At 63.9% G+C, this 19,339-nt stretch carries 23 protein-coding genes; 18 read left to right on the forward strand and 5 right to left on the reverse strand.

Going from position 1 to position 19,339, the window contains the following annotated elements; all coding sequences use genetic code 11:
* Positions 1-54: 54 nt before the first annotated feature.
* Positions 55-342, reverse strand: a complete 288-nt coding sequence (locus HPF_RS11520; RefSeq protein ID WP_133156668.1) for a hypothetical protein — start codon at positions 340-342, stop codon at positions 55-57.
* On the reverse strand, positions 339-1,268 hold the full coding sequence (locus HPF_RS11525) for a LysR family transcriptional regulator (RefSeq protein WP_008904225.1): 930 nt from the start codon (positions 1,266-1,268) through the stop codon (positions 339-341). Before HPF_RS11525 ends, HPF_RS11520 begins: the two co-directional genes overlap by 4 nt.
* A gap of 117 nt (positions 1,269-1,385) precedes the next feature.
* Between HPF_RS11525 and HPF_RS11530 the strand changes: the two genes are divergently transcribed.
* The 11 genes from HPF_RS11530 to sorU all read left to right on the forward strand — a co-directional run bounded on the left by HPF_RS11530 (position 1,386) and on the right by sorU (position 9,770).
* Positions 1,386-2,492, forward strand: a complete 1,107-nt coding sequence (locus HPF_RS11530; RefSeq protein ID WP_008904226.1) for a YeiH family protein — start codon at positions 1,386-1,388, stop codon at positions 2,490-2,492.
* A gap of 161 nt (positions 2,493-2,653) precedes the next feature.
* Positions 2,654-3,085, forward strand: coding sequence for a nuclear transport factor 2 family protein (locus HPF_RS11535; RefSeq protein WP_008904227.1), 432 nt, complete (start codon positions 2,654-2,656; stop codon positions 3,083-3,085).
* A gap of 120 nt (positions 3,086-3,205) precedes the next feature.
* Positions 3,206-3,523 (forward strand): COG4315 family predicted lipoprotein, encoded by a 318-nt coding sequence (locus HPF_RS11540; RefSeq protein WP_231624607.1) that lies wholly within the window; start codon positions 3,206-3,208, stop codon positions 3,521-3,523.
* A 46-nt stretch (positions 3,524-3,569) separates the two neighbouring features.
* Entirely contained in the window at positions 3,570-4,073 is a 504-nt protein-coding gene (locus HPF_RS11545) for an RNA polymerase sigma factor (protein WP_008904230.1), read from the forward strand.
* Positions 4,074-4,092: 19 nt separating this feature from the next.
* Complete coding sequence (locus HPF_RS11550; protein ID WP_067513519.1) at positions 4,093-4,992, forward strand: anti-sigma factor family protein; 900 nt, start codon at positions 4,093-4,095, stop codon at positions 4,990-4,992.
* Positions 4,993-5,154: 162 nt separating this feature from the next.
* Entirely contained in the window at positions 5,155-6,549 is a 1,395-nt protein-coding gene (locus HPF_RS11555; protein ID WP_062405660.1) for a YncE family protein, read from the forward strand.
* Positions 6,546-6,905 (forward strand): DUF305 domain-containing protein, encoded by a 360-nt coding sequence (locus HPF_RS11560; RefSeq protein WP_008904210.1) that lies wholly within the window; start codon positions 6,546-6,548, stop codon positions 6,903-6,905. The genes HPF_RS11555 and HPF_RS11560 overlap by 4 nt, the downstream gene beginning before the upstream one ends.
* 70 nt (positions 6,906-6,975) lie before the next feature.
* Positions 6,976-7,509 carry an RNA polymerase sigma factor gene (locus HPF_RS11565; RefSeq protein WP_165961764.1) on the forward strand — a complete coding sequence of 178 codons (534 nt, stop codon included), beginning with the start codon at positions 6,976-6,978 and terminating at the stop codon, positions 7,507-7,509.
* The gene (locus tag HPF_RS11570) at positions 7,506-8,108 is read left to right on the forward strand and encodes a hypothetical protein (RefSeq protein WP_008904212.1); all 603 of its coding nucleotides are present in this window, start codon (positions 7,506-7,508) and stop codon (positions 8,106-8,108) included. Before HPF_RS11565 ends, HPF_RS11570 begins: the two co-directional genes overlap by 4 nt.
* 85 nt (positions 8,109-8,193) lie before the next feature.
* Positions 8,194-9,426, forward strand: a complete 1,233-nt coding sequence (sorT, locus tag HPF_RS11575; RefSeq protein ID WP_008904213.1) for a SorT family sulfite dehydrogenase catalytic subunit — start codon at positions 8,194-8,196, stop codon at positions 9,424-9,426.
* Positions 9,423-9,770, forward strand: a complete 348-nt coding sequence (gene sorU, locus HPF_RS11580) for a SorU family sulfite dehydrogenase c-type cytochrome subunit (protein WP_008904214.1) — start codon at positions 9,423-9,425, stop codon at positions 9,768-9,770. The genes sorT and sorU overlap by 4 nt, the downstream gene beginning before the upstream one ends.
* A gap of 662 nt (positions 9,771-10,432) precedes the next feature.
* Here sorU and HPF_RS24070 read toward each other — a convergent pair.
* The 3 genes from HPF_RS24070 to HPF_RS11590 form a co-directional block, all read right to left on the reverse strand.
* Positions 10,433-10,555 carry a hypothetical protein gene (locus HPF_RS24070; protein ID WP_279512610.1) on the reverse strand — a complete coding sequence of 41 codons (123 nt, stop codon included), beginning with the start codon at positions 10,553-10,555 and terminating at the stop codon, positions 10,433-10,435.
* A gap of 74 nt (positions 10,556-10,629) precedes the next feature.
* On the reverse strand, positions 10,630-11,316 hold the full coding sequence (locus tag HPF_RS11585) for a transmembrane anchor protein (RefSeq protein ID WP_341785659.1): 687 nt from the start codon (positions 11,314-11,316) through the stop codon (positions 10,630-10,632).
* The gene (locus HPF_RS11590; protein ID WP_243721736.1) at positions 11,313-11,984 is read right to left on the reverse strand and encodes a HupE/UreJ family protein; all 672 of its coding nucleotides are present in this window, start codon (positions 11,982-11,984) and stop codon (positions 11,313-11,315) included. Before HPF_RS11590 ends, HPF_RS11585 begins: the two co-directional genes overlap by 4 nt.
* Positions 11,985-12,410: 426 nt before the next feature.
* On the opposite strand from HPF_RS11590, the gene HPF_RS24215 reads away from it, so the two are divergent.
* The 7 genes from HPF_RS24215 to HPF_RS11625 all read left to right on the forward strand — a co-directional run bounded on the left by HPF_RS24215 (position 12,411) and on the right by HPF_RS11625 (position 19,330).
* On the forward strand, positions 12,411-12,908 hold the full coding sequence (locus HPF_RS24215; RefSeq protein WP_481808305.1) for a metal-sensing transcriptional repressor: 498 nt from the start codon (positions 12,411-12,413) through the stop codon (positions 12,906-12,908).
* 44 nt (positions 12,909-12,952) lie between these two features.
* Positions 12,953-14,278 (forward strand): MFS transporter, encoded by a 1,326-nt coding sequence (locus tag HPF_RS11600; protein ID WP_133156671.1) that lies wholly within the window; start codon positions 12,953-12,955, stop codon positions 14,276-14,278.
* A complete protein-coding gene (locus tag HPF_RS11605) occupies positions 14,278-14,715 on the forward strand; it encodes a YqaA family protein (protein WP_133156672.1) in 438 nt (145 codons plus the stop codon). The genes HPF_RS11600 and HPF_RS11605 overlap by 1 nt, the downstream gene beginning before the upstream one ends.
* Positions 14,716-15,620: 905 nt before the next feature.
* Entirely contained in the window at positions 15,621-16,577 is a 957-nt protein-coding gene (locus HPF_RS11610) for a chromate resistance protein ChrB domain-containing protein (protein WP_133156673.1), read from the forward strand.
* Positions 16,574-17,953, forward strand: coding sequence for a chromate efflux transporter (chrA, locus tag HPF_RS11615; RefSeq protein WP_133156674.1), 1,380 nt, complete (start codon positions 16,574-16,576; stop codon positions 17,951-17,953). The genes HPF_RS11610 and chrA overlap by 4 nt, the downstream gene beginning before the upstream one ends.
* Before the next feature lie 10 nt (positions 17,954-17,963).
* On the forward strand, positions 17,964-18,878 hold the full coding sequence (locus HPF_RS11620; RefSeq protein ID WP_133156675.1) for a Fe-Mn family superoxide dismutase: 915 nt from the start codon (positions 17,964-17,966) through the stop codon (positions 18,876-18,878).
* Positions 18,875-19,330, forward strand: coding sequence for a chromate resistance protein ChrB domain-containing protein (locus HPF_RS11625; protein WP_133156676.1), 456 nt, complete (start codon positions 18,875-18,877; stop codon positions 19,328-19,330). The genes HPF_RS11620 and HPF_RS11625 overlap by 4 nt, the downstream gene beginning before the upstream one ends.
* The last annotated feature ends 9 nt before the right edge of the window (positions 19,331-19,339 follow it).

Consider the following 19,339-nt stretch of genomic DNA (forward strand, 5'->3'; position numbering starts at 1 on the left):
TTGGTCCTTCAGTGTCCGTAGCGCAATACCCGCCACCCGGGTTCCCTGTGCTCCTCAAAGTGCGTGATAGACGGGCAATAGTTCACTTTGACCTGATGCTGTTGCAACATTCTGATCATTGCTCTCGCCGCAAATAAAGAAGGAAACAAGGGGTGGCCGTTGGATCGCAATGCCCAAGACATCGCGCGCGGTATGTGGATATGCGGCAGTCTTGACGTCGCCATCCGCATCCGGCATTTGTGCAGGTGAGCCTGCCGTGAATCTCGTTGAAGGTGCGTGGATAAACTTTGAGCGCCGACTGGCGAGCTGCTCAGGCCTGACCTCGATGGAGTCACATTTCATGGCGCCGTGTTCTCGGCGCCAAATACCTGGTCGACAAATGCCAGCAGCGAAGCGGTGGGCTGTTTGTCGCGATGCACGACCAGGTGAGATTGTCGGAGCTGCCGCGGCAAGGTCGTGGAGATGCGGCACAGGCGGCCGGCCTCCAAAGCGTCGCTCACGACCCACGACGAAAGGCAGGCCACCCCCATACCCGCCTCGGCCGCATGTTTGATCGCCTCCGAACTTCCCAGCTCGATGCTTCGACGGTAGGAGCGCAAGTGGGGCAGCAGACTTTGGTCGGTGGCCTCGCGCGTTCCCGAGCCCGACTCACGCAACAGCCAGACCCCTTCACGCAGTGTCCGCATTGGCACCCGCTCGCCGGCCAGGCTCATTCGTGCCCACGCGCTGTCAGGCGATGTAACGACCACCATCTCGTCCTGGTGCCATGGCGTGACGGCCAGCGCCGCTTGGTGGCAAGGCCCTTCGATCAGGCCCACGTCCAGTTCAAACGCAGCGACCGCGTCACAGATGGCCGCCGTGTTTCCGATCACGACCTTTGAGCGCCAGGCACTGGCATGGCCCGGTTGCGCTGCGACAAAACGGGCCAGCAGCCTGGGCAGCACATAGTTGCCGATGGTGGTGCTGGCGCCGATGCGCAGCGACTGCGCCTGGGCGCTGCCATCGCGGGACATCAGCTCGATGCCGGCGGCACCGTCCAGCAGCGCCAGGGCCCGCGGCAGTAACGCACGGCCGTTGTCGTTGAGCAGCAGGCGCTTGCCCGCGCGGTCGAACAGGCGCAGCGACAGCAGCCGCTCAAGTTCATTCACGGCCGAGCTGGTGGCCGACTGCGACAGCGCAATCTCGGCGCTGGCTGCCGTGGTAGTGCCGCTGCGCGCAACCGCCACGAAGATCTGCAGCTGTCGCAGCGTGAGGCGAAGGGTATTCATGGCGGATTCGTTTGCAAAGCGATTAGATGGGTACATCTTAGCGATACAACCCGTTTGACGGGTCATCCATGAAGCCGGAAGCTTTGTCCTCACGAACTTCAACCGGAGGCAAGCAGCATGACCATCAACGTACTTCCTGAGCCACGCACATTGGCCTCTGCATCGGCTTTCGCACGCATGCTCCCCGGCCTGGCCCTGAGCGGCGCCTTGGCTGCCACCGGTATCGCGCTGGGCCGCATCGCCTGGCTGCAGGACCATGGCTTCAGTGCGCTGACGCTGGCCATCGTGCTGGGCATGATCGTGGGCAACACGGTTTACCCGTGGGCCCCGCGCTTGGCGGTAGCCAGCGGCGCCGGCGTCAACTTCTCCAAGCAGAACCTGCTTCGCCTGGGCGTGGTGCTGTACGGCCTGCGGCTCACCGTGCAGGACATTGACCATGTCGGCATCGCTGGTGTCGCCATCGACGCGATGATATTGGGTTCGACCTTCGCACTGGCCTGCCTCATCGGCACGCGCTGGCTGGGCCTGGAGCGCAAGACGGCGATGCTGATCGGCGCTGGCAGTGCCATCTGCGGCGCTGCTGCGGTGATGGCCGCCGAGCCGGTGGTCAAGGCGCGCGCCGAGCAGGTCACGGTGGCGGTGGCCACGGTGGTGGTGTTCGGCACGCTGGCGATCTTCCTGTACCCGGCGCTGTTCGAGCTGAACCGGCACTGGGCGCTGATCCCCGGCGGCGCCAACGGGTTCGGCATCTACGTCGGATCGACCATCCACGAGGTGGCCCAGGTGGTGGCCGCAGCACGTTCGGTGGGCCCGGACGCAGCCAACTCGGCCGTCATCGCGAAGATGGTTCGAGTAATGATGCTGGCGCCGTTCCTGGTGATGCTGTCGGCTTGGCTGGCGCGCGACAGCACCCTGCAAGCCCTAGTGGAGGCAGAGCATGCTCACGCCAAGGGTCAACTCGCTGTGCCCTGGTTCGCCTTCGGCTTCGTCGCGGTCGTGTTGCTCAATTCGCTGCAATGGCTGCCGGCGTCGGTGGTGGCAGTGACGACCGAGATTGACACCGCGCTGCTGGCGATGGCGATGGCTGCGCTCGGCCTGGCCACGCACATCGGCGCCATTCGCAAGGCCGGGGCCAAGCCGCTGCTGCTGGCGTTGATCTTGTTCGGCTGGCTCATCGTCGGAGGCGCGCTCATCAACCGCTGGGTGCCGGCCCTGCTGGGCTGAAGCCTCGAATTCACGGCCCAGGGCCCTGACCCTAAATTTCTTTGCACGCTCTGGAATAGACCGCATGCCGACGCCGTCTGCTCTTTTGTCGGGACCTATCTGACCCTTCGTCCCGCACTCACCCCCCTTCACTTCACACCAACCCTTCATCGGAGCCCACAATGTTCAAGACTTTCGCTTTCGCCGCCACCGCCCTGACGCTCGCCTCCGGCAGCGCCTTCGCCGCCCCCAGCGACGACGCCCGCACGCACTTCCAGGCCATCGCCTCGGGCGACACCCAGATCGTCATGCGTGCCTATGCCGACCAGGCCCAGCTGAACTGGGTAGGCGGCCCACTCGACGGCACCTATGCCACCACCGATGCCATTCGCGGCACCTGGGAGAAGTTCGGCAAGGCCGTCGGCCCACTGAAGCTCACAGTCGGCCAGATTGAAGAATCGGCCAACCCCAAGGGCGCCACCGTCTCGGCCAACGTCGTCTTCGAAGGCAAGATGCCCATCAAGGTGCGCTACGTGCTGACGTTCCGTGAAGGCAAGATCGTCAGTGAAACCTGGCAGATCGACCCCAAGCTGGCGGTGGCTGCGGCTTACTGAACGGCACGCAGCGTGGCTACTCTCCACCAGACCCTAAAGGACAACCCCATGAAGCACCTTTCGACTCTGGCCGCGCTGCTGATCACAGCGGCTTCCTTCGCGGCACCACTCACCGGCGCTATGGCTGCCGACGCGCCGGCCAAGCTCGCCAACGGCGCGCTGGTCGACGCCAAGGGCATGACGCTCTACACCTTCGACAAGGACGTGGCAGGCAGCGGCAAGAGCACCTGCAACGGCGGCTGCGCCGCGCTGTGGCCGCCCGCGATGGCCGCCGCCAGCGACCAACCCGCCGGTGCATACACGATCGTCATGCGCGACGACGGTGCGCGCCAGTGGGCCTACAAGGGCAAGCCGGTCTACACCTACCAGGCCGACCAGAAGCCCGGCGACCGCGCCGGCGACAACTTCAAAGACGTCTGGCACATCATCAAGGAATGACATTTGCTGTCGACTTCCGTCCAGTCCCTCAGGCCACGACCCCCCGATGCAAGACGACGCAAGCCTCCTGAGCTGGGTGCCGCGCCTGCGCCGCTATTCGCGCGCGCTGGTGAACAACCGTGACGACGCCGACGATCTGGTGCAGGACACGCTGGAGCGGGCCTGGGCCAAGTCGAACCTGTGGGGCGGCGTGGCCGACATGCGCGCCTGGCTCTTCAGCATCATGCACAACCTGCACGTCGATGGCGTGCGCCGTCCCAGGCTGCACACCGTGACCATGGACGACGACACGCCCGAAGTGCCGGTGGCGCCGACACAAACCGACAGGCTGGCTGTACTGGATCTGCAGGCTGCACTGGACTTGCTGCCCGTCGAGCAGAAGGAAGTGCTTCTTCTGGTGACGCTGGAAGACATGGCCTATGCCGATGTGGCGCAGGCCCTGGGTATCCCCATCGGCACCGTGATGTCGCGCCTGTCGCGAGGCCGTGAGCGCCTGCGCGGCCTGATGGAAGGCCGCGCAGAACCGGTGCGGCTGAAAGTCGTCAAATGAATATATTGCGAAGCAACCCATGAATACCGACCGTCCGCCACCGTCCATTCCCCCGGTCACCGAGGCCGACCTGCATGCGTTCGTTGATGGCCGCCTGCCCGCTGAGCGCCAGGTCGAGATCGCCGCTTATCTGGCCGCACGCCCTGAAGACGCGCAGCGCCTGGAGGCCTACCGGGCGCAGAAGCGCAAACTGCACGCCTTGCTCGATCCCGTGCTGGATGAACAGCCGCCGCAGCGCCTGCTGAAATCGGCGCGCCCGCGCGCCGTGCCGCAGACGCCTTGGTACCTCCAGCGCCTGGCCGCTGGGATCGCCATCGCCGTCATCAGCGGCGCGACTGGCTGGGGCTTGCGGGGCGGCCTGCCCGCGGGGGGCGACGATGCCGGCCGCATGGCCGCCGCGGCACCCGCCGAGCGCGGCCTGACGCTGGCGTCAGCGGGCGGCTTCGCGCAGCGCGCGGCGGTGGCTCACGCGGTATACAGTCCCGACGCGCGCCGCCCGGTCGAGGTGGACGCGGCGCACGAGGACCAGTTGGTGGCATGGCTGTCCAAGCGCATGGGCGCGCCGATGAAGCCGCCGCACCTGCAGGCCCAGGGCTACACGCTGGAAGGCGGGCGCCTGTTGCCGGGTGGCCAGGGGCCGGTTGCGCAGTTCATGTACCGCAACGAGCTCGGCAGCAAACTGACGCTGTACGTGTCCAACGATGTCGCCGACGTGGGCAGTGCCGCGGGGCCGGACAAGGCACTGCAGGCCGGCGTGAAGAACACAGACACGGCCTTCCGCTTCGCACGCGAAGGTGCGGTCAATGTCTTCTACTGGGTCGACGGTCCCTTCGGCTACGCCCTGTCGTCCGACGCCGACCGCAGCGTGCTGGCGCAGGTGTCGGCCGAGGTCTATCGGCAACTTGGCACCCCGCGCTGAAGGCCAGGGCGGCGTCGGCGCGACGCGCTGTCGGCTCGCGCCAGGGAATGAAACGGCCTGAGCCGCGCTCTTGACCTGAAGCAAGCGCTGGGCAGTGGTTCATCGGCGGCTGCCGGCTAACGACCCAAGCGATCACTCTCCACACCAACTCAGAAAGCACACATGACCACCCAACGCCGCGACATTCTCAAGTACACCCTGGCCGCCGCGGCAGCCAGCGCGCTGCCCGCAGCACATGCCCAGGCCCCGTCCGGCGCTTCAGCGGGAGCCGCAGCCACCGGCATCGACCCGCGCGACCGCGTCTTCATCACCAATGAAGACTCCAACACGCTGGTCGTCATCGATCCGAAGACGAACACCGTCGAGAGCACGATCAACCTGACCAGCTTCGACGAAGACCCGCGGCCTCCATTTCGCTACGTCACCGCCGGCGTGGCGCCGACACACGCGGCGATGATCCACAAGCCGCTGTACCACGGCTGCATCGACGCCCACGGCGCGGTGCCGTCGCCCGACGGCCGGCTGCTGGCCACCAGCGGGCGCGGCTCCAGCAACATTTATCTGATCGACGCCGAGCAGCGCCGCGTCATCGGCAACACACCCAACCCTGCGTCTGGGCCCACCACCAACCCCGAGCGCCTGAGTAGTGGCCTGCTGCTGGGCCGCGAACCGCACGAGCCCACTTTCACGCGCAACGGCCGCGAGCTGTGGGTCACGCTGCGCGGTGAAGACCGCATTGCCATCGTCGGCGTCGATCGTGCCGTTCGCCAGCTCAAGGGGGCCGACAGCCCGGGCTCCAGCGCGGTTCGCCAATACCTGCCCACACTGAGCGGCCCGGCGCAGGTGTGGTTCAACCGTGAGGGTACGTTGGCCTTTGTGGCCAGCCAGAAGGTGTCGAAGATCGACGTGTTCCGCGTCAACCCCGGCGCGGATGGCCACAGCCAACCGCAGCGGCTGACCACGCTGGACATCAGCGCACAGGACAAACCCGGCTTCACGCCCTTCATGAAGACCACACCCGACGGTGCCGAGGTGTGGTTCTCGCACAAGCTGGCTGATGCGGTGTCTTGCCGCTCGACGCAGGGTGGCTTCGACCTGATCGACACCGTGCCACTCGGCATGGGCGCTCGGCCCAACCACGTTGAGTTCGTGCGCAATGCGCGCGGCAGCGTGGTCTATGCCAGCCTGGCGCGCATCGACGATGGTGGCCCCGGCGGCGTGGCGTCGAGCCCGATCGCCATCATCGACCGCAGCGCTCCGGGCGGACAGCGCAAGGTGGTGGGCACCTTCTCCAGCCGTGGCCGCGAGTCGCACGGGTTGTGGACCAACCCCGAGAACACGCTGCTGTATGTGGCCCACGAACAGGACGAGCTGCCCGGCACGCCCAACGCGGGCCAGACCGTGTGCAGTGCATTTGATGTGAGCGACCCGCTGCGCCCGACCTTCATTGCGCAGATCCCCCTGGGCAATCTGACGCTGCCCTCTGGCGCGCTGCGCAACAAAAAGAGCATCAACCTCGTCTACGTGCGTGTGGGCGAGAAGGGCCAGACGGCATGAGCGGCGCGCACACCAGCCACGGCGCCAGCGCCGCGCACACCAGCGCATTCCAGCGGGATATGGACGAATCGATGGCCCGCATGATGCAGGCCATGCACAGCCCGGGCTACGCAGGCCAGGCCGACCAGGACTTTCTGGCGATGATGATTCCGCACCACGCCGGCGCTGTGGACATGGCGCGGCTGGTGTTGCAGCATGGGCGCGATCCTGTCACCCGGCAGTTGGCCGAGGAAATCATTGCCGGGCAGACGGTGGAGATCCAGAGCATGCAACGCCGACTGCACACCCTGCAGCAGCGCACAGCCAAAGGTGCGGAAGCGGAATTTCCGTCGCTGGGTGGGACGCGGGGGCCTTGATCGACAGCCCTAGGGAAAGTACCGATGAGCGCCACGGAATGAACCAAGCCACGCAGCGCTCTTGATCACCATGCTGTTCCAGTCTGCCGAGTCCCGCTATAACCAATGGGTGCGTGAGCACTACCGTTTTTTGCTGCGCAGTGCGTGGGCGCTCACTGGTTCGCGCGCCATTGCCGAAGACGTGGTGCAAGACTGTTTTGCCAACGCCTGGAAGCACCGGGAGCAACTGCGCGACGCTGCGCTGGCACGGGCTTGGCTCTTTCAGATCATGCGCCGCGCCGCCTTTCGCCAGGCCGCACCCAGCATGCAGTCGCTGGACGATGAAGAGCAGCCCGAGCAAGCGGCGCCCGACGCGGGGCTGGACGACAAACTCGATGTCGTCAAGGCGCTCGCGCGCCTGGCGCCCATCCACCGCGAGGTGCTGGTGCTGTTTTATTTCGACGACATGCCCACCGCCCAGATCGCCGAGGCGCTGGAGATCGCGCCCGGCACGGTGTTGTCGCGCTTAGCCCGTGCGCGCGACGCTTTGAAGCTGGCCATGGGGGTACCTGCGACACCCAAGGCCGATGTCAACGTTACCCCGTTTCGCAGGACCAAGACATGAGCCCCGATACCGACGCGCCTTTCCTGCCCGACAGCGAATTCGATTTGCGCGCGCGCGCCGAGTTGGCGATCGCCTTCGAGGCCAGCGACGCACCGGCACACCTGTACCGAAAGCCGCAGCCGCTGCTGGCGCGACGCGGCTTGCAGCGTTTTCTGGCGGCGCTTTTGCTGGCCGGTGGCACCAGCGGCGGGGTGCTCGCCGTGCGACCGCCAGCGATGGTGCGCGACGCGATCGACCACGAATACCACGAGCGCAGCTTGCGGGGCAGTTTCATGGAGCAGCGCCAGTTGCTCATGCACCTGGGCATGCGGGACGCCAACGTGGTGCCCGGGTTTCCCCAACTCATGCGGCCATGCGATATCGAAGGTCACCTCGCTTACCACCTCACCACGTTCTTCGAGAAGGGCGGCATGGTGACGGTGTATGCCTTTGACCAGCCTGTGGACCTGCGCGAGGCCAGCGGCTGGTGGAGCAACGTGCACTGGAAGGTGATCCGCTCGCGCGAGGGCAAGCCCTTGTTGCTGGTGGCCCAGAAAAAGAAGGCACTGGCGGTCGCGCAGACGGCACTGCAGGCACCTCCCGTGTCCGGGCCAGGCTGAGGCACCGCGTCCCTGTCAACGAATCAACCGCTCACCCCTTTCACCCCAACCGGCGCACGACGCCCAACCACCGGAGACCCCAGAAATGAACCAACAACCCACCTCGCTCCCCCGGCGCCACCTGCTGGCCGGCAGCGGCGCTGCTTTGGCTGCCGTTGGTCTGGCCAGCTTTGGCCGCACCGCAGCCGCTGCTGGTGAGACCGCGCCCGTCGCCGTGGCCGGTGCTGCCAAGCCTCTGCCAGCGTACGTGGGCTGGAAGGACCCGGCCAGCCTGATCGTGCACAGCAGCACCACCATTGAGACCAAGCGCAGTGTGTTCGGCACCAGCGTAATCACGCCGTCCGAGCAGCTCTACATCCGCAACAACCTGCCCGCGCCCGACGTCTCGATCCTGGGCAACCGCGATGCCTGGGAGATCAACATCGAGGGGGTGAAGAACCCGCGCAAACTCACGCTGGGCGACCTCAAGCGCATGGGCATCGAGACCACGGCGATGGTGTTGCAATGCTCTGGCAACGGACGCGGCTACTTCCCCAACAAGCCCAGTGGAACGCCTTGGCAAGTGGGCGCAGCAGGCTGTGTGGTGTGGAGCGGTGTGCCGGTGCGCTGGGTGGTGGATGCCCTGGGCGGCGTGGAGGCCGGCATGGCCTACCTCACCGGCACAGGCGGCGAAAAACTCCCCGATGGACTGGACCCCAAGAGCGTGATCGTGGAACGCTCGGTGCCTGCTGCCGCACTCGCCGATGCCCTGCTGGCCTGGGAAATGAACGGTGTGCCGATTTCGCTGGCCCACGGCGGCCCACTGCGCTTGATCGTGCCGGGTTACACGGGCGTGAACAACATCAAGTACGTCAAACGCCTGGCCTTCACCGCTCAGGAGACCGACGCACGCATCATGTCGCACGGCTACCGCATTTCACCGCCCGGCGCGAAGGGCGACCCGTCGCAGCCATCGGTGCAGGAAATGACGGTGAAGTCGTGGATCAACGGTCCCGGCACGGACGGCGCCCCGCTTAAAGCGGGTGACACACAGATCCATGGCGTGGCGTTTGGCGGCATGAACGCGGTGGCCAAGGTCGAGGTTTCTCTGGACGGCGGAAAAACCTGGCAGCTCGCGCGCATGGTGGGGCCCGACCTCGGCCGCTTTGCGTGGCGGCAGTTTGTTTTTGCGGCACGCCTGCCGGCGGGCCAGTTCACCCTGGCGAGCCGAGCCACCGACACCGCAGGCAACGTGCAGCCCGAACAACGCATGGAAAACGCGGGCGGCTACAACAACACCAGCTGGGCCGACCACGCCGTGAAAGTGAGCGTGGCATGAAGCGCACAATCCAAAAACACGCGTTGGTCGCTGCCCTGTGGTCGTTGGCATTCACAGTGCTGCCCGTGCACGCCGCCGACGATGCCGCGCAACTTCAACAAGGCAAGGTGTTGTTCGGCCAAGGCGCGGTGCCTGCCTGCGCCCTGTGCCATGCGCTCAAGGACGCGGGAGCCGAAGGCGCCGTGGGCCCCAGCCTGGACGAGCTCAAGCCCGATGCCAAGCGCGTGGCCACCGCGCTGCGCAACGGGATTGGGCAGATGCCGTCCTACAACGGCAAACTCAGTGATGCGCAAATTGCCGCCCTGGCGGCCTACGTGGCCAAGGCTTCGGGTGGATCAAAGTGATGGCTGGTTGGCCACAGCGCTGCTGCGCCAACTGACAAAAAGGACGGGATCACCTGCAAACAGCGATCCCGACTGAGTGGCTGACCCAGGGCGGGTCAGCCACTCACCATCACTTGCCTGGTTTGATGTCGGGGACCACCATCCAGCCAGCCCCCATCATCACAACCGCCGGGAACTTCTCGCCGGCCTAAGTCTTGCCCAGCATGGCCTTGTGCTCGCGGTAAGCCATCAACGCTGGCGACACGCCCAGGTGATTGATCGCACCATGCTTGATGCTGCTGCAGTCTTGCTCGTCGAGCTTGCAGATCTCTGCACGCTGTTGTCAACTCTCTAGCAATGTCAACTGCGCGCCTGAAACCTGTCTCTGCGCATTACCACGATGCATGAATAGGAGTGATCGCAATCCGGCACGCCAAGGGCATTCACGTTGAAAACTCGAACGGCAGCAACCGCTGCAAAGCCGTAGTTGGAAACCTGAGGGTCTCGTCAAGGCTGGTCTGAGTCATTCGAGACAAGCATCCCGAAGAGCAACTGCTTTCAGTTCTGACCATTGGACTGCAAACGCTTGTACGACTGCTTTGCCTCCAGGACCGGGTACCCCAATGGGCTGTCACCTTCAGGCGTTGGTCGGTATATTTCTTCAGAACCGCTCCATTCGACTATCACTCGTGACTATGGCCGTGCGCATCTTCCTTGCCGAGTAGGCCGAGCTTGTCGCAGCCTGCGAGCGAGCCGAGGAAGGTGATCATTAAAAGAATTTTGACGAGGTTTTTGAGATGTTTCATGTGGTCTTTGTCATAGCAGTTTGGAGAGCTTTCGGAAAGGCGGGCGCCGCGTTCAAGCCCACAGCGCCCTTCATTCACTTCATTCGTTTGATGTCGGTGTAGTCACCACTCGTGCGCAGGATCACCTTCACGTCTGCCTTGCCCCGGTTACGCCAGTACCAGCCGTGGTTGCCTGTGAACGCCGCTTCCAACACCCCTTCGTCAGCAGGAACGCCTCGACCTTTTTCGTAGCTGATCGACTTGCCGGGTGCATCGCCGTGGGTATCGAAATTGACTTCGCCACCCTCGACCACCCACGAGTACTGGGCCTTGGCGCCTTCATTCATCTTCAACTTGATTTCCGTTCCTTCGCCTGGGGTCAGCGTGAACGGAATCTCGTCTCGCCATTGCACCTTGGGAGCGGCGGTAGCCGCAGCAACTGGCGCAGGTGCAGGTGCTTGCGGTTGTGCTGCGTTGGCCGAAGCCATGTCGGGCATGGCTTCGGCAGGTTGAGACGGCGTTGCGGGCGCTGCCGCAGCCGCATCGGCCGCCGCTTCAGCCGCCAGCTGTTGCTTGATCTCTCCCATCTCGGTCATGCGAAGGACACGACCAATACCAGTGGGATCGATGCCGTACTCGGCTGGTAGCACGATGGCCACCAAGAGCACTACCGCCGATATGGCGGCCAGGATGGTGGAGCGCACAAGCTGCTTTGACGAAGGCAGTTCTGCGCGGGTAGGCATATCGCTGTTGTACATACTGAATATTCCTTGGGTTTTCAAGATACGAAGTAGCCGGTGAGCTGCATGCCCACCAGAATGAAGCCCGCGCTCATCATTGCGACGTTGGCTGTGTAGGCGTGGCGAGCGAAGCTGGGTGTGCGGCGCCAGTAGCTCATGCCGATCAGGATGACGGCCAGGGCCAGCAGCTGCCCGATCTCCACACCCACGTTGAAGGCGAGCAGGTTGGGCACCAGACCATCGGGCGAGATTTCGTATTCGATGATCTTGGTCGCCAGGCCAAAGCCGTGAAACAAACCGAACACGAGCGTGGCCACCTTGGTGTTGGGCTGGAACCCCATCCACCGCTGAAAGGCGCCCAGGTTGTCCAAGGCCTTGTAGACCACCGACAGACCAATGATGGCGTCGATCAGGTAGCTGTTGATCCCGACGTTGAAGTAAACGCCCAGGATCATGGTGGTGGAGTGACCTATCGCAAACAGGCTCACGTAGATGGCGATGTGCTGGAGCCGGTAGAGGAAGAAGATCACGCCGAACAGGAACAGGATGTGGTCGTAGCCGGTCATCATGTGTTTGGCGCCCAGGTACATGAAGGGCAGCAGATTGACGCCCGAGATTTCCTGGATATAGCCCTTGTCGCCTTCGGTGACGGCGTGGGCAAAGGCTTCTGCACTGCCCAGAAGCAGGCAAACAAAGGAGGTGAAAAGCAACAAAAGACGGGGATGCCCGATCGCCCATGGCGAAAGCGGCAACCTGTCGGGAACATGGTTGTGCATGAAGACTCCGGTGGTCTGATGGAAATGGGAGCGCTTCGTTGCGCGAGACGGCGCACGAGCGGAAGAAGTCAGCGAGAACCTGAGGTGGGCTTAGGCCATGGGCGGACGTTCGAGCCTGGAACCCTGGACCAATTCAGCCCAAGGCCTGACAACCCCTATCCAAATGGGAAGTTGTGGTGATGTCGTTTCCCACGCAGTGGGCAGGGCGTGGGCCTTGTCATGCGAATGATCAGCCCCGTGATGGGGGTGATCGGGCGGCGCGACGTGCCCCATCATCTCCAGGTCGTCGTCTTCCACTTCATGGGAATGACCGTGATCCCGCTCAAGCTCGTGTGAGGTGCTCCCTGATGAGGGAGCCCCATGGAACCCCACTACGAGAGCGGCAAGGCCATGAGAGTTCATGCTTCCGACGGAAGAGATGAGGGTTCCGAACAGGATCACAACCAGCACCAGCCATCGCATGCTCAGCGCTGGCCGGTAAGGGCGCATGGAGGATGGTTGGTTCGGGATCATGAATGTTTGCTGTGGCCGACTGTTGAGAGGCGATATAGTAACCTCCCCAAGGGGATACAAATTGCAATGAAACAACCGCACACACATACCTCCCATCCCGCCATCATCAAGCGGCTTCGCCGGGCCAGCGGTCACCTGAAAAGCACCATCGAGATGGTGGTTGAAGGTCGTGAATGTCTGGATGTTGCACAGCAACTGCAGGCCGTGGAGAAAGCAATCCAGCAAGCCAAAAAAGCCCTTATCCAGGATCACCTCGATCACTGCCTTGAAGACATGGTGGGTCCATTGCCTGCCGATCAACGCCATTCCCTGGACGAGTTCAAGGAAATCACCCGCTATCTCTGAGCCCGAGGTGCCAGCTGCAGCATCCTTCTCTCCGGCGCCACCACATGCTCGACATCCTTGCCAACCGCACCTACCGCCATTTTTTTGGCGCGCAGGTCATTGCATTGATCGGTACCGGGCTGGCCACGGTGGCACTGGGTCTGCTGGCCTTCGATCTGGCCGGCGACGAAGCTGGCATGGTGCTTGGTACCGCTTTGGCCATCAAGATGCTCGCGTATGTGGGTGTGGCACCCATTGCTGCTGCTTTTGCAGATCGCCTGCCCCGGCGAACCATGCTGGTTGCATTGGATCTGATACGCGCAGCGGTCGCGCTGCTGCTGCCCTTCGTTTCCCAGGTGTGGGAGGTGTATGTGCTGATTTTTGTGTTGCAGGCGGCATCAGCCGCCTTCACCCCCACCTTTCAGGCCACCATCCCCGATGTGCTGCCGGATGAGAAGGAATACACCAAGGCTCTGTCGCTCTCGAGGCTGGCGTACGACATGGAAAGCCTGATCAGTCCCATGCTGGCGGCCGCCTTGCTCACGGTTGTCAGCTTTCACGACCTGTTTGCTGGCACTGTTGTGGGGTTCCTGGTCTCTGCGGCGTTGGTGGTGTCCGTGACGCTTCCGACGCCTCCGGTTTCGCAGCGGCGCGGCATCTACGACCGCACCACACGCGGGTTGCGCATTTACCTGGCAACCCCCCGGCTACGGGGCCTACTGGCCATCAGTGCGGGTGTGGCTGCAGCGGGCTCCATGGTGTTTGTCAATACGGTGGTCATCGTTCAAGCGGGGTTTGGCTTGACCCAGAGCGCAGTGGCCCTGGCCTTGGCCAGTTTCGGTGCCGGCTCCATGGTGGCTGCATTGGGCTTGCCGCGCCTGTTGGAGAAATGGAGTGACCGCACAGCCATGCTCGGCGGTATCGGAGTGATGGTGGTGGGCCTGTTCGCTGGAAACTTGGTGGTCGGACACACTTCCCTGATGGTCCTTTGGTTCGTGCTCGGTCTGGGTTACTCCACCGCTCAGACGCCCTCTGGCCGGTTGTTGCGGCGGTCCGCGCAAGCTGGGGATCGGCCGGCGCTTTTTGCTGCTCAGTTTGCGTTGTCGCATGCCTGCTGGTTGTTGTTCTATCCCCTTGCCGGATGGCTGGGGACACGCTTCGGGATGACAGCAGCGTTCGTGGTCCTGGGCATTGCAGGCGCGTTGGCTGTCTGGGTCACCACGATGGTTTGGCCATCTCAAGACCCTGAAGTGATCGAACACGAGCATCCGGACTTGCCGCACGGGCACGCCCACACACTGGATGCTGTTCGCGATGGGGTTCGTGTGCGCCATGCCCATGCCTTTGTGGTGGATGACCAGCACCCCCACTGGCCCAGCGCTGGGCGCTGATGGCGGAACTAGGTGGCTACAGCGGATTGTTTTTCAGTGCGTTCGTCGCAGCCACGTTGTTACCAACGGCCTCGGAGGCTGTTTTGGTGGCACTGTTGCTCACCGACGCCTATCCGGTCTGGATGCTTCTTGCGGTTGCGACAGTGGGCAATGTGCTTGGGTCTGTGGTGAACTGGTTGTTGGGACGCGGGATCGAGTGCTACCGCGAGCGGTCCTGGTTTCCGGTCAATCCTGAGTCATTGGGGCGTGCACAGCATTGGTATCAACGGTATGGCAAGTGGACGCTGTTGTTGAGCTGGATGCCGGTGGTCGGCGATCCGCTCACGGTGGTGGCTGGCGTCATGCGTGAACCGCTCGGTGTGTTTCTGCTGCTGGTCACGCTGGCCAAGTTCGGGCGATACCTTGTCCTCACCGGCATCGTTCTGGGCTTGCAGTGATCGGCGCGGCGCGGCGATACACAGGCGGGGAAATTTGAGTGGAGCAGGTGAAGTGGATTGTCAGTTTCACTGCTCAGATCGGTAGCTGACAGGGTCCACGTTATGGAAGGCCCATCTAGGCAGAGGAGACTGTGCCCACGCCACAAAAGCCACGCGGTGAGACAGGACCAAAGACCGAACATACGTTCAACCAGAATGACATATGCGAGATCTACCGGCGCCTTCCCTTCTGATGCTGACAGGACTGCACCAACACCCAGGACTGCACCTGCGCCGACCACGAGGTGTCTGATGACCAATACAAGGATGGGCACCACACTCGCCAACACACCAACAGCCCCTACCGCCTTGAGGGTAGGTTGCCGATGGAGGAAGGCAATTGACCATAGGCGCCCTGTGCGGCCGCTGCAGGCCCAAATTGCGGCCCAGAGCGGGCTCCAGGATCACTCTGACGGGTCGCAGATGCGGCCCATCCGGGAAAACCGGCAAGGCTGCTAGTTCCGCCCGTGTCGAGCGCGCTCCTTGCGAGTTATCACACAGCCTCTCTGCACAGCCGCGCCTGGAACTGCGGTCGTCGCTTCAAGCCTGAACAAAGTCACTCTGTGTGTAGACATCGAGCGCCCTCGGTGTTGATCTTCGCGCACTCGGCGAAACGCGCGAGCAAGACCGCTTGGCATCAAAGTCTGGGTACTCGCCAAGCACTCGCTGCGGCTCACCGGCGGAGGAACGCGCTGAGGCTTGAGGATAGGCACCTTGGCGGTGTTGGCAAGTTCGCTGCGGCTTGAATGTGTCTTCGCCCGCTCATTCCTCCTCTTCCTGCTTGGCAACTCGCGCTGGGCCAATTTTCCGGTCAACGTGCAAATCTGAAATAGCCATAACAATATTTGTGGTGTATATTTCTCTTCATGTTGGCCATATTGATCCTGACACTTCCAACCCAACCCAACGCGGTGAGGGTGCGCGTGTGGCGTGCGCTCAAGACGCTGGGCTGCGGCGCTTTGCGCGACGGTGCCTACCTGCTCCCTTCGGAACACGCAGCGTTGTTTGAGCCACTCGCGGCCGAGGTACGCGAGCATGGAGGGTCGGCTATGGTGCTGTCGCTGTCGCCGCACGATGATGCGCAGCGCGATGAATTGCTGGCGCTGTTTGACCGCGCCGATGCCTATGCGCTGTGGCGCGACACCGCCACCGCCCTGCAGGCGGAGCTGCCCACGCTGGGGGAGACCGAAGCGCGCCGGCGCGGCAGGGCGGTGGCCGAGGCACTGCAAGCGCTGCGCCGCATCGACTACTACCCCGGCGCTGCCGCCGAACAGGCGCAGTCCACCATGGACGCGCTGCGGCAGGCGCTGGATGCCCGGTTCTCGCGGGGTGAGCCTCAAGCGCAGCTCGATCACGGCATCGAGCGGCTCGACATGCGCAAGTTCCAGGGCAAGCGCTGGGCCACTCGTGCCCGACCCTGGGTGGACAGATTGGCCTGTGCCTGGCTGATCCGACGCTTCATCGATTCACAGGCCCGATTCGTCTGGCTCGCCGTCGCCACCGGCGCGCCGACAACGCCACGTGGCGCGCTGGGCTTCGACTTTGACGGTGCCCGGTTCACCCACGTGGGCTCGCGCGTCACCTTCGAGGTGCTGATTGCAGCCTTCGGCCTCGAAGCAGACGCCCGGTTGCAGCGCATCGCCAGCGCCGTCCACTACCTGGACGCGGGCGGCATTCCGGTGCCAGAGGCAGCCGGGTTGGAAAGCGTGCTGGGCGGACTTCGCGAGCTGCACGCCGACGACGATGCACTGGCCGCCGCCGCTGCGGCCGTCTTCGATGCCCTGTACGCCGCTCCTTCGCCTTCTACGGGAACCGAAACATGACCCCCGCAACCACATCCGCCAACCCAGGCATCGAAGCACTGGCCGCACCCGCCGCGGTGAGCTTTGCCGAGGCCTTCCGCTTCTGGCTCAAGCTCGGCTTCATCAGCTTTGGCGGCCCAGCCGGGCAGATCGCAATCATGCACACCGAGCTGGTGGAGCGCCGCCGCTGGATCAGCGAACAGCGCTTCCTGCACGCGCTGAACTACTGCATGCTGCTGCCCGGCCCCGAGGCGCAGCAACTCGCCATCTACATCGGCTGGCTGATGCACCGCACCTGGGGCGGCATCGTGGCGGGTGCGCTGTTTGTGCTGCCCTCGCTGTTCATCCTCATCGCCCTGAGCTGGATCTACCTGCGCTTTGGCGACGTGCCACTGGTGGCCGGGCTCTTCTACGGGCTCAAGCCCGCCGTCACCGCGCTGGTGCTGCACGCCGCCCACCGCATCGGAACCCGTGCGCTGAAAAACCGCTGGATGTGGGGCATCGCCGCCGCGTCTTTTGTGGCGATCTTTGCATTCGACACACCGTTCCCCGCCATCGTGCTGGCAGCGGCGCTCATCGGTCACTTCGGCGCCCAGCGCTGGCCGGCCGTCTTCGCCCTTGGCGGCGGACATGGCAGTGCCAAACAAGGATATGGACCCGCCTTGATCGACGATCAAACGCCAACGCCGGCCCACGCCCGTTTCTCGCGCATCCATCTGGCAAAGGTGCTCGCCGTCGGCCTGGGCCTCTGGCTGCTGGCCATGGCGCTGCTGGTGGCCGTCAATGGCCTGCAGGGCACGCTCACGCTGATGGGCTGGTTCTTTACCAAGGCCGCATTGCTTACTTTCGGGGGCGCCTACGCCGTGCTGCCCTATGTGTACCAGGGTGCGGTCGAGACCCACCAGTGGCTCAGCGGCCCGCAAATGATTGACGGCCTCGCGCTGGGCGAGACCACCCCCGGCCCGCTCATCATGGTGGTGGCCTTTGTGGGCTTCGTGGGTGGCTGGCTCAAAGAAGCGCTCGGTCCCGACGCGCTGTTTCTCGGCGGCGCCGTGGCGGCCACGGTGGTGACGTTTTTCACCTTCCTGCCGGCGTTCGTGTTCATCCTGGCGGGTGGCCCGGTAGTCGAGGCCACCCACGGCAAGCTGGGCTTCACCGCGCCGCTCTCGGCCATCACCGCGGCGGTGGTCGGCGTGATCCTGAACCTAGCGATGTTCTTTGCATACCACGTGCTTTGGCCACACGGCTTTGGCGGGCACTTTGACACCGTGTCGGCCGTCATCGCCGCTGGCGCTGCGGTGGCGCTGTTTCGCTACAAGGTGAGCGTGATGCCGTTGCTTGGCGCCTGCGCTCTCGCCGGGCTGTTGGCCAGCCAGTTTTTTCCACTGACAACATGAAGGAACTCGTATGAACGCAATGACCCAGCCCCTGCCTTTTGACGCCGATACCTTGAATGGTCTCTCACCCAAACTGCTAAACAGCCACCACCAGAACAACTATGGCGGCGCCGTCAAACGGCTCAACGCCATCCGCGAGCAGCTCGCAGGCACCACCTTTGCCACTGCGCCGGGTTTTCAGCTCAACGGCCTGAAACGCGAAGAGCTGATCGCCACCAACTCGATGCTGCTGCACGAGCTGTACTTCGCCAGCCTGGGTGGCGATGGGCAGACGATGGAGCCCGCCTGCGCCCTGGCGCTGAGCGCTAACTTCGGCAGCGTGGAACAGTGGCGCGAAGAATTCACCGCTTGCGCCAAAGCCCTGGGCGGTGGCTCGGGATGGATGTTGCTGGTGTTTCAGCCGCGCGAAGGCACGCTGGTCAACCAGTGGGCGGCCGACCACACCCATGTGCTCGCGGGCGGCGTGCCGATTCTCGCGCTCGACATGTACGAACACGCCTACCACCTCGACTTCGGGGCAGCGGCCGGCGCCTACGTCGATGCCTTCATGAACAACATCGACTGGGCGGCTGTGTACGCGCGTTATCAGAACGCGGTACACGCCGCGAGCGAGGCCCACGGGGCGACCGCCGAAGCAGTGAGCGGCGCACTCGTGATCGATGTGCGCCGGGCGGGCGTGTACGAACAGGCCGGCACGGTGATCCCCGGTGCCCGCTGGTGTGACCCGGCCGCCGTGGGCACCTGGGCCGCCGAGCTTCCGACCGACCGTGAGGTGGTCGTGTATTGCGTCTATGGACATGAGGTGAGCCGTTCCACCACGATGCGGCTGCGGGCTGCGGGCGTGAAGGCGAGCTACCTTCAAGGCGGCATCGACGGCTGGCAAGCCGATGGTCGTCCGACCCAAAACAAAGGAGCTGCACCATGAAATGGATCACCCGCGAACGCCCGAAGATCGACCGCATCGCCTGCCCATGGCTGATCAGCCGCTTCATCGACCCGGCGGCTGAATTCCTCTACGTGCCAGCGTCTGACGTGCTGAAGGTCGCTGCCGAGAAGGGCGCCACGCCCTACGACATCCCGGGCGTCGAGATGACCCACGTGGGCGAGCTGTGCAGCTTCGATGCCTTTATCGCCAAGCACGCCTTGGACGAGCCAGCGCTGCAACAGCTCGCCACCATCGTGCGTGGCGCAGACACCTCGCGCCTGGACCTCGCGCCGCAGTCGGCCGGGCTGTACGCGGTGTCGCTCGGCCTGTCGCAGGTGTTCAAAGACGACCACGAGATGCTTCGCCACGGCATGGTGGTGTACGACGCGCTGTACGCCTGGTGCAATACCTGCCAGGCAGAGACGCACAACTGGCCTCCGCAAATGGCCTGACCGCGCCGT

Source organism: Hydrogenophaga pseudoflava, assembly GCF_004353865.1.
Classification (GTDB): domain Bacteria; phylum Pseudomonadota; class Gammaproteobacteria; order Burkholderiales; family Burkholderiaceae_C; genus Hydrogenophaga; species Hydrogenophaga pseudoflava.

Coding starts and splice junctions, on each gene's coding strand:
- HPF_RS11520 (WP_133156668.1), bottom strand. CDS start 342: ATGAAATGTGACTCCATCGAGGTCAGGCCTGAGCAGCTCGCCAGTCGG.
- HPF_RS11525 (WP_008904225.1), bottom strand. CDS start 1,268: ATGAATACCCTTCGCCTCACGCTGCGACAGCTGCAGATCTTCGTGGCG.
- HPF_RS11530 (WP_008904226.1), top strand. CDS start 1,386: ATGACCATCAACGTACTTCCTGAGCCACGCACATTGGCCTCTGCATCG.
- HPF_RS11535 (WP_008904227.1), top strand. CDS start 2,654: ATGTTCAAGACTTTCGCTTTCGCCGCCACCGCCCTGACGCTCGCCTCC.
- HPF_RS11540 (WP_231624607.1), top strand. CDS start 3,206: ATGGCTGCCGACGCGCCGGCCAAGCTCGCCAACGGCGCGCTGGTCGAC.
- HPF_RS11545 (WP_008904230.1), top strand. CDS start 3,570: ATGCAAGACGACGCAAGCCTCCTGAGCTGGGTGCCGCGCCTGCGCCGC.
- HPF_RS11550 (WP_067513519.1), top strand. CDS start 4,093: ATGAATACCGACCGTCCGCCACCGTCCATTCCCCCGGTCACCGAGGCC.
- HPF_RS11555 (WP_062405660.1), top strand. CDS start 5,155: ATGACCACCCAACGCCGCGACATTCTCAAGTACACCCTGGCCGCCGCG.
- HPF_RS11560 (WP_008904210.1), top strand. CDS start 6,546: ATGAGCGGCGCGCACACCAGCCACGGCGCCAGCGCCGCGCACACCAGC.
- HPF_RS11565 (WP_165961764.1), top strand. CDS start 6,976: ATGCTGTTCCAGTCTGCCGAGTCCCGCTATAACCAATGGGTGCGTGAG.
- HPF_RS11570 (WP_008904212.1), top strand. CDS start 7,506: ATGAGCCCCGATACCGACGCGCCTTTCCTGCCCGACAGCGAATTCGAT.
- sorT (WP_008904213.1), top strand. CDS start 8,194: ATGAACCAACAACCCACCTCGCTCCCCCGGCGCCACCTGCTGGCCGGC.
- sorU (WP_008904214.1), top strand. CDS start 9,423: ATGAAGCGCACAATCCAAAAACACGCGTTGGTCGCTGCCCTGTGGTCG.
- HPF_RS24070 (WP_279512610.1), bottom strand. CDS start 10,555: ATGAAACATCTCAAAAACCTCGTCAAAATTCTTTTAATGATCACCTTC.
- HPF_RS24215 (WP_481808305.1), top strand. CDS start 12,411: ATGGAACCCCACTACGAGAGCGGCAAGGCCATGAGAGTTCATGCTTCC.
- HPF_RS11600 (WP_133156671.1), top strand. CDS start 12,953: ATGCTCGACATCCTTGCCAACCGCACCTACCGCCATTTTTTTGGCGCG.
- HPF_RS11605 (WP_133156672.1), top strand. CDS start 14,278: ATGGCGGAACTAGGTGGCTACAGCGGATTGTTTTTCAGTGCGTTCGTC.
- HPF_RS11610 (WP_133156673.1), top strand. CDS start 15,621: ATGTTGGCCATATTGATCCTGACACTTCCAACCCAACCCAACGCGGTG.
- chrA (WP_133156674.1), top strand. CDS start 16,574: ATGACCCCCGCAACCACATCCGCCAACCCAGGCATCGAAGCACTGGCC.
- HPF_RS11620 (WP_133156675.1), top strand. CDS start 17,964: ATGAACGCAATGACCCAGCCCCTGCCTTTTGACGCCGATACCTTGAAT.
- HPF_RS11625 (WP_133156676.1), top strand. CDS start 18,875: ATGAAATGGATCACCCGCGAACGCCCGAAGATCGACCGCATCGCCTGC.